Genomic DNA, 13,127 nt, shown 5'->3' on the forward strand with positions numbered 1-13,127 from the left:
CCCCGCCCGACCCGTTGCGCCCCCGAGCCGCCCACCGCGACGGTGGAACCCGGGCCACCCACGGCCCGCACCGACGGCCCTGTTTCTCACTCACGACCCGCGGGCGACGGTCAGTACTGGCGCTGCGGGAGGGCGGCCTTCGCGGACGCCTGGTCGAACTCGGTCTCCTGGGTCTCGATGCGCGCGGGCACCGACTCACCGGCGGAAACCTTCTTCACCAGGTCCATCAGCTGCGGGCCGAGCAGCGGGTTGCACTCGACGACGTGGTTGATCTTGCCGTCGGCCAGGGCCTGCAGCGCGTCCTTCACGCCGTCGACCGAGACGATCTTGATGTCCTTGCCCGGGACCTTGCCCGCGGCTTCGATCGCCTCGATGGCGCCGAGCGCCATGTCGTCGTTGTGCGCGTAGAGGACGTCGATCTTGGGCTGGGACTTGAGGAAAGCCTCCATGACCTCCTTGCCCTTGGCGCGGGTGAACTCACCGGTCTGCGACGCGACGATCTTGTACTTCGGATCCGCCGCGATGACGTCCGCGAAGCCCTTCTTGCGGTCGTTGGCCGGCGCCGAACCGGTGGTGCCCTGCAGCTCGACGATGTTCACCTGGCCGGTGGCGCTGCCGAACTCCTTGGTCAGCCACTCCCCCGCCTTCTTGCCCTCGGCGATGAAGTCCGAGCCGAGGAAGGTCTTGTAGAGCGACTTGTCCGGCGAGTCGATCGCCCGGTCGGTCAGGATGACCGGGATGTTGGCCGTCTTGGCCTCCTTGAGCACGGTCTCCCAGCCGGACTCCACCACCGGCGAGAAGGCGATGACCTTGACCTTCTGCTGGATGTAGGAGCGGATCGCGGAGATCTGGTTCTCCTGCTTCTGCTGCGCGTCGGAGAACTTGAGCTCGATGCCCGCGGTCTTCGCCGACTCCTGGATCGACTTGGTGTTGGCCGTCCGCCACCCGCTCTCGGCGCCCACCTGGGCGAACCCGAGCGTGAGGGCCCCGCCGGAACTGCCGGAGGAACCACCACTCCCGCAGGCGGTGAGCAGCACGAGTCCGGCCGCCGCGGCCGCCGCGGCGGCCCATCGCTTCTTCAGCACGTTCACTCCTCGATCGACGGTGATCAAATCTGTTAGCGTTAACATTCGGAGCTGGTCTTCTTGAGGCGGGCGCGCGTACGGCGCTAACGCGGCCCGGTGCTTTCGCGGACGATCAGCTCGGGCACGACCAGGGCGCGCGCGTGCCGGTCGCCCCCGTCCATCCGCTGGGTGAGCAGGCCGAACGTGCGCCGCCCGACTTCGATGAAGTCCTGGCGCACCGTGGTCAGCGGCGGCGTGAAGTACGCCGCCTCGGGTACGTCGTCGAAGCCCGCGACGCGCACGTCGCGCGGCACCGAGACGCCGGCTTCGGCGAACGCGCGGAGCAGGCCGAGCGCCATCTGGTCGTTGCCGGCGAAGACGGCGTCGAGGTCGCCTTCCTTGGCGAGGGATCGCCCCGCCTCGTAGCCGGAGCGCGAGCTCCAGTCGCCGCGGATCACCTCCGGAACGTCCACACCGTGCCGTTCCAGGGTTTCCCGCCAGCCGAGCTCGCGGTCGCGGGCTTCGAGCCAGTCCTCGGGCCCGGCGACGTGCCAGACGGTGCGGTGCCCCAGGGCCAGCAGGTGCTCGGTGGCGCGGCGGGCGCCGTCGCGCTGGTCGACGGAGATCACCGGGACCGGCGCGGCCTCCCCGCCCCCGACGGCGACGACCGGGAAGTCCGCGGGCGCGGCTTCCAGGGCGCGGCCCGCGGTGACGTGCGGGGCGATGACGATGATGCCCTCGACGGCCTGGCGGCGGAGGTTCTCCACCGCGTCGGCGATCGACGACCGGCCCGGACGGCTCACGCTGGAGATCGTGATCGCGTACCCGGCTTCGCGGGCGGCGTTCTCGATGCCGTAGAGCGTGCTGGCCGGACCGTAGAGGTTGGACTCGAGGGCGACGACACCGAGCGTTCCGGTGCGTCCGGTGACGAGCGCGCGGGCCGCGGAGTTCGGGCGGTAGCCCAGCTCTTCGATGGCGGCGAGCACCCGGGCGCGGGTTTCGGGGCGTACCGGACCGGTCCCGTTGATGACCCGGGAAACGGTCATGTGCGACACGCCCGCCACGCCCGCGACGTCGGTCAGGCTGGGCTGCCGCGTACCGGCGGCGGTCATCCTGACGGGGCCGCCGGAGCGAGGTCGTTCAGCCACGGCATCCCCTTTCGCACACGTCGACGTGGTCTCCGTCACCCGTTCCGGTGACGGCGAGGAGTCAGTGTTAGCGATAACACCGGCGGGGTCAAGACCGGGGTGCGTAACGGTCTCGTCACGTACGCCGTAGGGGCTCGGGTTCGCGGCTTCGCGGCTGGACCTGCGGGAAGGAGTGTTGGTAAATCACCGGATGGCGGGGACCGCGGTGTTCAAGGCGCATGTTCGGCCCGCTAAGAAGGGGACCTCATGGCTCTTGAGTCCACGGTCTCGGCAAAGTCGGGTGGCCAATCCGGATCGGAGGTTGCGCGGGTGCCGGCATGTCTTGAATGAGTCATTCAAGACCTCCGAAGACCTGAATGAGTCATTCAAGACGTTTGGTGGGCGGCGGCGAGGGTGCCCTTCGTGGTGGACCACCGGGGCGTCGGCGTCAGAGGGCCAGCGAAGCCGCCACCGGGAGGTGGTCGCTGCCCGTCGCCGGCAACGTCCACGACGCCACCGGCCGCACCCCCGCCACGAAGACCTGGTCGATCCGCGCCAGCGGCAGCCCGGCCGGCCAGCTGAACCCGAAGCCGTCCCCCGCTTCGTCCTGCGCCGACTGCATCCGCGCGGTGATCGACGCCAGGGCCCGGTCGTCGGCCGTGCCGTTGAAGTCGCCGACCAGCACCGTGCGCGGCGACGGCTCCCCCGCGACCGCGTCAGCCAGCAGGCCGATCGCCTCGTCGCGGCCGTTCGCCGTGAAGCCCGAGTCGAGCCGGACCCGCACCGAAGGCAGGTGCGCGACGAAGACCGCCACCGGGCCCTTCGGAGTGTCCACTGTGGTCCGGAGCGCGCGGGTCCACGGCATGATCGCCACCGGTCGTGTGTCGCTGAGCGGGAACGTGCTCCAGACCCCGACCGTCCCCTGCACCGAGTGGTGCGGGTAGCCGGCGGCGAGCGCGTCCTCGTACTTCGGGATTTCGGACTTCTTCAGCTCCTCCAACGCGATCACCTGCGCACCCGAGGCCGCCAGGGCGCGCGCGGTGCCGGCCGGGTCCGGGTTCTCGTCGTTGACGTTGTGCGAGACGATCGTCAGGTCGCCGCCACCTTCCGTCCGGTCGAGCAGCCTGCCGCCGAAGAAGCCGCCCCAGACCAGCGCCGGGAGCAGCAGCGACACGAGCGCCAGCGCGGACCGCCGGAGCAGCGCCGCCACGAGCAGCGGCAGCACGAGCAGGCCCGTCCACGGCAGGAACGTCTCCAGCAGGCTGCCGGCGTTGCCCACCCAGTTGGGCACCAGCGGGTGCGCGAGCAGCAGCAGCGCCGTCAGCGCGGAAAACACCGCGACAACCCGGCCCCGGCGCCAGGTCCCGCGGTCCGGCACGGTCTTCTCCGGTTCGAGGGTCGCGGTCACCGGGTCGCCGCCGGCAGCTCGCGCTGGATCGCCGAGATGAGCGTCTCGCTGGTGTCCAGCGCGACCCGCAGCCCGGCCGACGGGGTGCCGCCCGGGTTCTGGTGCAGGACGACGCCGAGGATGAGCGCACCGCCGTCGGTCTTCGCCGCCCACATCAGGGCGCCGCCGGCCGCGGTCGACGAGCCGGTCTTCAGCCCGATCACGCCGTGGCGGCCGAGGAGGGTGTTGGTGTTGACGACGTCACCGGGCACGCCGTCGACGCGCAGGCTCGCGGTTCCGACGATCGCGCGGATCACGTCGTTCTTCATCACCTCGCGCGCCAGCCGCAGCTGGTCGGTGGCGGTGCTCGTCGTCGAGTCCTCGACGCCGCTGGCGCCGGTGTAGGTCGTGCTGGTCATGCCGAGCGCCGCGGCCTCGCGGTTCATCTTCGCGACGAACGCGTCCTGGCTGCCCGCGTCCCACCGGGCGAGCAGGCGGGCGACGTTGTTGCCGGACGGGACGAGCATCAGGGACAGGAGGTCCCGTTCGCTGATCTCGCGACCGGCGCGGACGGGGGCGCTCGACTCCTCGGACGACGTCGACTCGGCTTCGGCCTGCTGGTCGACCGTGATCCGCGGGCCCGCATCGCCCGCGGCGAGCGGGTGGTCCTTCAGCACGACGTAGGCGGTCATGACCTTGGTGACGCTCGCGATCGGCACCGGCCGCCGCTCCCCGCGGCTGCCGAGCGAGCCCAGGCCCTGGACCTCGGCGCTGGCCTGCCCTTCGGCCGGCCACGGCAGCGGCAGGTCGACAGCGGGCCGAGCAGCACTCGCGCGGCCGTCGACCGTGGGCGGGAAGAGGACCCAGCAGGCCACGGCGAGAGCCACCGCCACGGCGGCGGCGAGCCCGCCGGCGACGGGTGGGATGCGGGTACGGGCCATGAGGTTCCTCCGGGTGACTGGGTGCGCTTCGAGCGCACTCCCTCACTGTCTCCGGGGAAGATCGCCGGGCCGTCGGGGTTGTTCGACAGGTCTGAACCAGCTGTGTCCCGATTCTGTACCAAAGCCGCGTCACGAACCGCGGCGTGACAGGACGCGACGTCATGAACGACTCGTTCATCGCGTCCGGCGACCGGAACGAGTCGTTCATGACATCCGCCCGGGCCCGCGCGGGAACTCGCGCCGGACCGGAACATGGCGCAGGACCGGCCCCTCCGCCGGCCGGAATGCCACAGCTCGCCGCCAGCCGGCTTCGCGGTCTCCTACCCACGGCCCGCGCCGCCCGCGAAGGTCTTGAATGAGTCATTCAGGACCTCCGGAGACCTGAATGACTCATTCAAGACGTCCGCCGCAGCCCGCGCGAAACCCGGACCGGGACATGGCGCGGGACCGGCCCCCTCCGCCGCGCGCGGAGAGAAGCCGGTCCCGCTGGTCTGAACCCCTCAGCTCACGTGGACGTAGTCGACCACGAGCTGCTGCGGGAACTGGGTGCTGCCGTCGGGGTCGCCGGGCCAGTAGCCGCCGACCGCGAGGTTCAAGATTACGAAGAAGTCGTGGTTGAACACCCACTGGTTGCCGCCGACGTCGGCCGGCGTGCGGGTCTGGTAGGCGTTGCCGTCGACCGACCACACGATCCGGTCCTGCGACCAGTCGATCGCGTACGTGTGGAAGTCGTCGGAGAAGTTCGGCCCGTTGTAGGCCGCGCCGATGCCACCGGAGCCCGAATAACCCGGGCCGTGGATGGTGCCGTGCACGGTGTTCGGCTCGAACCCGACGTTCTCCATGATGTCGATCTCGCCGCACTGCGGCCAGCCGACGTTGCCGATGTCCGAACCCAGCATCCAGAACGCGGGCCACATGCCCTGCCCGCGGGGCAGCTTCATCCGAGCCTCGATGTGCCCGGACGACGCGGTGAACTTGCCGGAGGTGTTGAGGCGCGCCGAGGTGTACTCGCAGGCGCCGTACCAGCAGTTGTTTCCGCTGTTCTCCTTCTTCGCGGTGATCACGAGGTGGCCCTGGCCGTCGAGCGCCGCGTTGGCGGTGCCGTCGGTGTACCACTGCCGCTCGTGGTTGTTCACGTTGTCGCCGGTCTCGTGGACCCACTTCGAGCCGTCGACGCCGCTGCCCGCCGGGCCGTCGAAGTCGTCGTTGAAGCTCGCGAGTGGTGCCGCGGGCGCGGCCTGGACCTGCGGTGCGGCCACCACGGCGCCTGCCACGAGCAGAGCCGCGGGCGCCACCAGCAGGCGGGTCGTCCGCCGCCATCGGGCGGAGTTCCTGGTCGACATCGTCGTCGCCCCTTCCGTTCCGCGGGCGACGGCTGGCGGCTCACCGGCACCCTATTTGTTGTGGATGGCAACAAAGTATGGACGGGCACCTGGCGAAGAACAAGAGTAATCGGTCGGACATTTTCCGACGAGTACCCGATGGTCCGGACCACCGGGTACTTTCGGGCAACCCACGCCGGATCAGCGCTGGATGCAGTCGAGGCCGATCCCGAGCGGCGTGGCCAAGTACTGGCAGATGTGCGAGGCGTACGCCTCGTCGGTCTGCGTGCACGCCACCGGCACCCCGAGCAGGTCGACCGAGCAGTAGGCGTAGAACTGGTTCGGGTTTCCCGGGACCGGATCGGCGGACGCCGGAGCCGCCGCGGCGACCACCGCCGAAACCGTGAGCGCGGCAGCCGCCGCCCAAGAAGCGATTCGGGTCTTCATCGTGCTCTCCTTCCGCGATCTCCCCTGTGTGCCAGGGGTTTGTGGTGAAGAAGATTCCCCGTCCGGCGCGGGTTCACGTCCGGGTCACCGGAAAGTGTCACGCGACCGGGCCGCGAATCGAACACCTCGTGAACTTCGTTCTGCATGATTCCGTCCGAACGTCGGTGTTTCCGAACAGCTTCGATCACCTACGCTGGCGCTGCCCTGCCGAGGTCCCCTGGAGGCTCCCGTGATGGCCGACCCGCACGAGCTCACCCGCCGCAGCTTCCTCGGCGGGGTCGCCGCCGCCGGCGCCCTCGGCGCCCTGCCGCCCGGCATGACCGAGGCCCTCGCCGAACCCCGCGCCTCCGGCAACCTCTCCGACGTCGAGCACGTGGTGGTCCTCATGCAGGAGAACCGCTCGTTCGACCACTACTACGGCACGATGAAGGGCGTCCGCGGCTACGGCGACCGGTCCGCGATCGTGCAACCGAATGGCCAAGACGTCTTCCACCAGAACGATTCCGGTCGCAGCGACGGGAAGTACCTTCTGCCGTTCCGAGTGGACACGACCAAAGTGGACGGTCAGGACCTCGGCGACCTCGGCCACGGCTGGGCCGACCAGCACCAGGCGATCGCGAGCGGTGCGAACAACGCCTGGGTGGCAGCCAAGGGCGAGCTGACCATGGGCTACTTCGACCAGGGCGACATCCCGTTCCACCGCGCGCTCGCGGACGCGTTCACCCTCTGCGACCACTACTTCTGCTCGGTCCAGGGCCCGACCACGCCCAACCGGCTCTACCTGTTCACCGGCACCATCGACGCCGACGCCCACGGCGGCGGCCCCGCGAACTACAACCCCGCCGACTACAAGCCCGTCTTCAGCTGGACGACCTACCCGGAACGCCTGCAGCAGCACGGGGTTTCGTGGAAGGTGTACGCCAACAAGGAGGTCGGCGACGCGAGCGGCTCGTTCGTCGGCGACTACGGCGACAACCCGCTGTGGCTCTTCAAGGCCTACCACCAGGACTACGCGAGCGAACTGTCCAAACGGGCCAGTGTATTCAAGACCTGGGGACCCGATTCGGGCCAGGGCAAGGACGTGAACCACGTGCTCGCGGAGTTCACGGCCGACTGCGCGAGCGGCTCACTGCCGAAAGTGTCCTGGATCGTCGCGCCCTACGGCTACTGCGAGCACCCCGAAGCCCGCCCGGTCGACGGCGCCGCGTACACCCAGACCGTGCTGAACGCCTTGTGGGCCAACCCCCAACTCTGGGAGTCCACCGTGGTCCTCATCAACTACGACGAGAACGACGGCTTCTTCGACCACGTCGCGCCGCCGATCGCGCCGTCCGGGACCGCCGGCGAATACATCGGCGGCAAGCCGATCGGGCTCGGCGCGCGGGTGCCGATGACGGTGATCTCGCCGTGGAGCCGCGGCGGCTGGATCAGCTCCGAGGTCACCGACCACACGTCGGTGATCCGGTTCCTCGAACGCTGGACCGGCGTCGCCGAGCCGAACATCAGCGCGTGGCGCCGCGCGCTCTGCGGCGACCTGATGACGTGCTTCGACTTCGGCACCCCGAACGTGCAGATCCCGCTGCTCCCCGAGACCGCCGCCCTGCGCAAGCAGGCCGACGCCACCCAGCGGAAGCTGCCGAAGCCCACGCCACCCGCGACCGGGAAGCAGCAGGTCCCGGTGCAGGAAGCCGGCACCCGCCCGGCCCGCGCGCTCCCCTACCGGCCGTCGGTGACGACGTCGCTGAGCGCGGACCGCCAGATTCTCACGACGACGTTCGCCAACCCGGGCACCGCGGCCGTGCAGCTGATGGCCTACCGCAACGACGGCCAGGCCGACGGCCCGTGGCCCTACGACCTCGCGCCCGGTGCGCAGGTGAGCGACACCTGGCGGATCCAGCTCCACGGCGGCGGCAAGTACGGCGTCGCCGTGCACGGCCCCAACCGGTTCCGCTGGGTCTTCGCCGGGGACGCGAACAGCGCCGGCGCGGGCGTCGACGTCCTCGGGAGCTACACCGCCGAGAACAAGCTGCGGCTGACGATGCGCAACAGCGGCACGACGGCCGTCAAGATCACCGTCACCGCGAACCACTACCGCGCCGACGGCCCCTGGACGTACCCCCTCACGGCCGGGCAGACCGTGACCGACGACTGGAACCCCGTCGCCTACGGTTCCGGCTGGTACGACCTGTCCGCGACGCTCGACGCCGACCCGAAGTTCCTCCGCCGGTTCAGCGGGCACGTCGAGACGGGCGCACCGAGCATCACCGGCTAGGTGTTCACATCCATGACGGCCGTTCAGCTCATTGACGCACGTCACATCCGTGACCTATAAAGGGAAAGTCCGGGTGTACGCCGCAACACCTCCGCTGTCCCTGTTCTCCGGAGGCCTTTGGTGTCCCCACGAAGTCGTCGTGCCGTTTTACTCGGCGCCGCCACCGTCTCGGCCGCGCTCGCGCTGACCGGCGCGGTCACCGCGCAGGCCGCCGCGGCGAACCTGTCCGCCACGTTCGCGCAGACCTCGGTCTGGACCGGGGGCTACGGCGCCGGGTACACGATCGCCAACCACGGCGACGCGCCCGCCACCGGCTGGACCGTCGAATTCGACCTGCCCGCCGGCACGTCGGTGAGCAGCTCGTGGAGCTCGGTGAAGACGCAGGCCGGGCAGCACTACAAGTTCACGAACGCCGGCTTCAACGGCACGATCAAGCCCGGCGCCACCGCGAACTTCGGCTTCAACGTCGCCGGCTCCGGACTGCCCGCGGGCTGCACGGTGAACGGGCTCCCGTGCGCAGGCGGCGGTCCGGTCACGACGACGCCGACGACCACCACCGCGACTCCCCCGCCGACGACGACCACGACTCCCCCACCCGCCGGGGACACCGTCACCGTCTCGACCGCGGCCCAATTGCAGGCAGCGCTGGCGAACGCCGCGCCGGGCCAGGCGATCAAGCTGGCGGCCGGCACCTACCGCGGCTCCTTCGTCACGACGAAGGCCGGCACCGCGGCGAAGCCCATCACGCTGTCGGGCCCGGCGAACGCCGTCCTCATCAACGACGGCCCGTCGGGTGACGCCCCGGACTGCCCCTCGCCGACCGCGGGCTGGGACTCGGGCTACGGCCTGTGGCTGTCCGGCGCGCCGTACTGGAACCTGACCGGCTTCACCGTGCAGGAGTCCAAGAAGGGCATCGTCGTCGACAACTCGCCGCACACGACGATCGACGGCGTGAACGTCAACCACGTCGACGAGGAGGCGGTCCACTTCCGCCGCTCGTCGGCCGACAGCGTGCTGAAGAACTCGACGATCACCTCCACCGGGCTGGTGCAGCCGGGCTACGGCGAAGGCGTCTACCTCGGCTCGGCCAACTCGAACTGGGCCTGCCACGGCAACTCCGGCGGCGTCGACCGCGGCGACCGGATCCAGGTGCTGGACAACCACATCGGCCCGTTCATCGCCGCCGAGCCGATCGACGTCAAGGAGGGGACGTTCAACGGCGTGATCCGCGGCAACACCTTCGACGGCCGCGGCATCTCCGGCGAGAACTCGGCGGACTCCTGGATCGACGTCAAGGGCATCGGCTACACGATCGAGAACAACACGGGCACGTTCTCCTCGCCGGGCACGTTCGCCAACGGCTACGAGAACCACAACACGAGCACATCGCCGTCGTTCGACAACGGGTGCGGCAACGTGTGGCGCGGCAACAAGTCCGACCTGGGCGGGGTCGGCGCCTACGCGATCAAGATCAGCTCGGTGTCGAAGTGCGCGGCGAACCCGAACGTGGTGTACGCGTCGAACACGGTCACGAACGCGACGTCGGGACTGACGAACATCCCGGTGACGCCGTAGCGTCAGAGGTGCATGGCCAGCCAGAGGGCCACCCACGCCGCGGCGGCGAGCACTGCGCCCGCCGCCGCGGCGAGGAGTACCCGGCGCAGGGCCGGGGCGGGTTTCGCCGGTGTCTCGGAGTGGTCCATGAAGTCGATCATGAACCACGGCAGCCGATCGCGACAGCCGGCACGCACGTCCGGGCGACCCCTGCGCGGGGTACCCCGGACGGTGGCGACGCACGTCACTCCCGGCCGCGGGAACACCGGCGGGGTGGAAGCGTTGTACCCGGTGTCGGTACGGCGGTGCCCCCGGGCCTCACCCCTTGCCTTCACGGAATACCGGTAACGCTGGAGCCGTGTTGTGCCTTCCGCCGCGAGGCGGCCCCCGTACCGGCACCCACTCCCGTTCCCACCCGGGGTTCCCCCGTACTCCTGGGCGGGAACGGGTCCCGGCTAGGGAACGATCGAGTCGACGTACCCGCCGTCGACGCGCACGGCCGCGCCCGTCGTCGCCGAGGCGAACGGGGAACTCAGGTACACCACCAGGTTCGCGATCTCCTCGGGCTCGATCAGGCGCTGCAGCAGCGACTGCGGCCGGTGCTTCTTCATGAACTCGCGCTGGGCCTCGTCCCACGGCAGGTCCCTGTCCACCAGCTCGTAGACGAAGTCCTCGACGCCGCCGGTGTGCGTCGGGCCCGCGATCACGGCGTTGACCGTGACCCCGGTTCCCGCCGCGTGCTTGGCGAACCCGCGCGACACCCCGAGCAGCGCCGTCTTCGACACCCCGTAGTGGATCATCTCGGCCGGGATCACGATCGCCGAATCGCTGGCGATGTACTGGATCCGGCCCCAGCCGCGGCCGGTCATGCCCGGCAGGTACGCGCGGGTGAGCCGCACCGCGGCCAGGACGTTGACCTCGAAGTAGCGCCGCCAGTCGGCGTCGGTGATGTCGAGGGGCTCCTGGGCGCCGAAGATGCCGAGGTTGTTGACGAGGATGTCGGCGTCGGGCACCTCTTCGACGACCTGCGCCGCGCCGGCCTCGTCCGAGACGTCACCCGGGGCCGGTATCAGATCGGCGTCCAGCAACTCTTCCTTCAGGCGTGCGATGGCCTTCGCCACCCCGGTTTCGCTCCGGCCGTTGATCGCGACCCGCGCGCCGGCGGCCGCGAGGCCCGCCGCGATCGCCGAGCCGATGCCGCCGGTGGACCCGGTGACCAGGGCCGTCTTCCCGCTCAGGTCGACCCGCATCGTGAAAACCCTTTCTCGCGTCGGCCGCTCCCTCCGGGCGATTCAAGCACAGCCGCCCGGCGCGCACCGGCTGGGGAAATCCGGTTGCCGGCCCGGCCCGGCGGCGCCACGATCTGCGCATGACCTCCTACCGCACTCCGCTCCTGCCGACTGTCGCCGCGACCACCGCGCCGGTCCAGCAGCAGCCGTGCCGTCCGCGGAGGTCGATCGCCCCAGCGCCGTGACCGGGGCGCTGCTCGCCGGCCTGCTGGCCGGCTACGGCATCGCGATCCCGGTCGGCGCGGTCGCGACCTACCTCGTAGCGCTCACCGCCCGGACGTCGCTGCGGACCGGCCTGGCCGCGGCCCTCGGCGTCGCCACCGCCGACGGCGTGTACGCGCTGGTGGCGGTCCTCGGCGGCGCCGCGATCGCGGGACTCATCGCGCCGGTCGCCGGGCCGTTGCGGCTGGTGTCGGCCGGGATCCTGGTCGTGCTGGCGGTCCGCGGCGCTGTCTCGGCGCTGCGGTCTCACCGCGAGGCCACCGCCCGGCCCGTGACGCCGCTCGCGCCCGGCCGCGCCTACGTCAGCCTGCTCGGCATCACGCTGGTGAACCCGACGACGGTCGTCTACTTCACCGCCCTGGTCGTCGGCGACCGCGCCGGTACCGCGGTGTCGGTGCTCGAGCAGGTCGTGTTCGTGCTCGCCGCGTTCGCCGCCTCGGCGAGCTGGCAAGCGCTGCTGGCCGGCGGCGGGGCGTTGCTCGGACGGGTCCTCACCGGACCGCGAGGCCGGTTGGTGACGGCGCTGGTGTCGAGCGCGGTGATCACCGCACTGGCCGTCCGACTTGTCCTCACTTGACCGGAAAACCGTTGCGGTGTAACAGCTTGTCCAGCTATCTGGCGCACATCCGAAGACGTTGCGCGGCACTTTTCCCCGTTAAGCTCGGCCGTCGATGACGGGAGGCGGCCATGACCATGCCGATGGGGACGACGTCCGGCTGGGACGTCGCGGGGGCGACCGTGCTCGTGCTGTGGGCGCTGGCCATGTGGGCGGCGGTCGGGGTGCTGGCGTACGCGAACCGAGGGCCGGTGCGGCCGTGGGTGTACCGCGGCTCGGTCGCGGTGATCGGCGTCGGCGTGCTCGGGCAGCTCGGGCACGTCCAGGAGCACATCGCGCAGGTCGGCTACTGGCTCGGGCACCCGAACTCCCCGGCGTGGATGACGCCGTGGGGCACCGGGCTCGCGAACGGCCTGCAGACGCTCCTGCCGGACCGCAAGACGTTCGGGATGGAACTGCTGCACCTGACGGGCAACTTCATCTTTCTCGCCGGTCTGGCCGGGGTCATGGTGATCACGCGGCGGGCGCTCGGCACGCGCGCCCGCCGCTGGGCGAAGATGGGCGTCTGGATGCAGGGTCTGCACGGCCTCGAGCACCTCGTCCTCACGCTGTCGGTGGGCTTCGGCGCGCCCCGGGCGATCGGGCTGTCGACGTTCTTCGGCCTCGTCGACCCGGGCATCGGGCTGACGACCTACCGCGTGTGGTGGCACTTCGTCGCGAACGTCATCGGCTCGATCATCTTCGGCCTCGCGCTGTACCACCTGTGGCGCGAACGCCGCGAGGTCCGGGCGACGTTCTTCCTTCAGCCCGTTCCGGAGTTCACCCGGCAGGCGGCGTAACGGGCGCCGGAGGCTGCCGTGGCCGGGGGGGGGGGGGGGGGAAATGTTGTAAAACGATTATAAATGAAAAACCACCGACTCCGCGCCCCGGCCCCGCCCACTGGGCG

General features: G+C 70.4%; 11 protein-coding genes and 1 pseudogene. 4 read left to right on the forward strand and 8 right to left on the reverse strand.

Annotated elements, in window-relative coordinates; translation table 11 throughout:
* Positions 1-110 precede the first annotated feature (110 nt).
* From AB0M59_RS17265 to AB0M59_RS17290, 6 genes and pseudogenes are all read right to left on the reverse strand, one after another.
* Positions 111-1,091, reverse strand: a complete 981-nt coding sequence (locus AB0M59_RS17265) for an ABC transporter substrate-binding protein (protein WP_364615709.1) — start codon at positions 1,089-1,091, stop codon at positions 111-113.
* 77 nt (positions 1,092-1,168) lie between these two features.
* On the reverse strand, positions 1,169-2,212 hold the full coding sequence (locus AB0M59_RS17270; protein WP_364615712.1) for a LacI family DNA-binding transcriptional regulator: 1,044 nt from the start codon (positions 2,210-2,212) through the stop codon (positions 1,169-1,171).
* 427 nt (positions 2,213-2,639) lie between these two features.
* On the reverse strand, positions 2,640-3,599 hold the full coding sequence (locus AB0M59_RS17275) for an endonuclease/exonuclease/phosphatase family protein (RefSeq protein WP_364615715.1): 960 nt from the start codon (positions 3,597-3,599) through the stop codon (positions 2,640-2,642).
* Positions 3,596-4,519 (reverse strand): serine hydrolase, encoded by a 924-nt coding sequence (locus AB0M59_RS17280; protein ID WP_364615717.1) that lies wholly within the window; start codon positions 4,517-4,519, stop codon positions 3,596-3,598. Before AB0M59_RS17280 ends, AB0M59_RS17275 begins: the two co-directional genes overlap by 4 nt.
* Positions 4,520-5,022: 503 nt before the next feature.
* Positions 5,023-5,862 (reverse strand): annotated as a pseudogene (locus tag AB0M59_RS17285) (glycoside hydrolase family 16 protein); the annotation flags it as partial.
* 180 nt (positions 5,863-6,042) lie between these two features.
* Complete coding sequence (locus AB0M59_RS17290; protein ID WP_364615720.1) at positions 6,043-6,288, reverse strand: hypothetical protein; 246 nt, start codon at positions 6,286-6,288, stop codon at positions 6,043-6,045.
* 232 nt (positions 6,289-6,520) lie between these two features.
* On the opposite strand from AB0M59_RS17290, the gene AB0M59_RS17295 reads away from it, so the two are divergent.
* Together AB0M59_RS17295 and AB0M59_RS17300 are read left to right on the forward strand one after the other, a co-directional pair.
* Positions 6,521-8,560 (forward strand): phosphocholine-specific phospholipase C, encoded by a 2,040-nt coding sequence (locus AB0M59_RS17295; protein ID WP_364615723.1) that lies wholly within the window; start codon positions 6,521-6,523, stop codon positions 8,558-8,560.
* A 120-nt stretch (positions 8,561-8,680) separates the two neighbouring features.
* Complete coding sequence (locus AB0M59_RS17300) at positions 8,681-10,135, forward strand: cellulose binding domain-containing protein (protein ID WP_364615726.1); 1,455 nt, start codon at positions 8,681-8,683, stop codon at positions 10,133-10,135.
* Positions 10,136-10,137: 2 nt separating this feature from the next.
* Here the strand turns inward: AB0M59_RS17300 and AB0M59_RS17305 are convergent, their stop codons facing one another.
* Both AB0M59_RS17305 and AB0M59_RS17310 read right to left on the reverse strand, forming a co-directional pair.
* The gene (locus AB0M59_RS17305) at positions 10,138-10,263 is read right to left on the reverse strand and encodes a hypothetical protein (RefSeq protein ID WP_364615729.1); all 126 of its coding nucleotides are present in this window, start codon (positions 10,261-10,263) and stop codon (positions 10,138-10,140) included.
* A gap of 306 nt (positions 10,264-10,569) precedes the next feature.
* A complete protein-coding gene (locus tag AB0M59_RS17310; protein WP_364615732.1) occupies positions 10,570-11,364 on the reverse strand; it encodes an SDR family oxidoreductase in 795 nt (264 codons plus the stop codon).
* Between the two features lie 187 nt (positions 11,365-11,551).
* Between AB0M59_RS17310 and AB0M59_RS17315 the strand changes: the two genes are divergently transcribed.
* A complete protein-coding gene (locus AB0M59_RS17315; protein ID WP_364615735.1) occupies positions 11,552-12,202 on the forward strand; it encodes a LysE family transporter in 651 nt (216 codons plus the stop codon).
* Positions 12,203-12,312: 110 nt separating this feature from the next.
* Positions 12,313-13,020, forward strand: a complete 708-nt coding sequence (locus AB0M59_RS17320; RefSeq protein ID WP_364615737.1) for a DUF6008 family protein — start codon at positions 12,313-12,315, stop codon at positions 13,018-13,020.
* The last annotated feature ends 107 nt before the right edge of the window (positions 13,021-13,127 follow it).

Origin of the sequence: Amycolatopsis sp. NPDC051371 (assembly GCF_040682155.1) — a bacterium.
GTDB lineage: Bacteria > Actinomycetota > Actinomycetes > Mycobacteriales > Pseudonocardiaceae > Amycolatopsis.

Bases quoted from the DNA above. Each gene is read 5' to 3' on its own strand.
- AB0M59_RS17290 (WP_364615720.1), bottom strand. From the start codon at position 6,288: ATGAAGACCCGAATCGCTTCTTGGGCGGCGGCTGCCGCGCTCACGGTT.
- AB0M59_RS17305 (WP_364615729.1), bottom strand. From the start codon at position 10,263: ATGGACCACTCCGAGACACCGGCGAAACCCGCCCCGGCCCTGCGCCGG.
- AB0M59_RS17280 (WP_364615717.1), bottom strand. From the start codon at position 4,519: ATGGCCCGTACCCGCATCCCACCCGTCGCCGGCGGGCTCGCCGCCGCC.
- AB0M59_RS17310 (WP_364615732.1), bottom strand. From the start codon at position 11,364: ATGCGGGTCGACCTGAGCGGGAAGACGGCCCTGGTCACCGGGTCCACC.
- AB0M59_RS17320 (WP_364615737.1), top strand. From the start codon at position 12,313: ATGACCATGCCGATGGGGACGACGTCCGGCTGGGACGTCGCGGGGGCG.
- AB0M59_RS17295 (WP_364615723.1), top strand. From the start codon at position 6,521: ATGGCCGACCCGCACGAGCTCACCCGCCGCAGCTTCCTCGGCGGGGTC.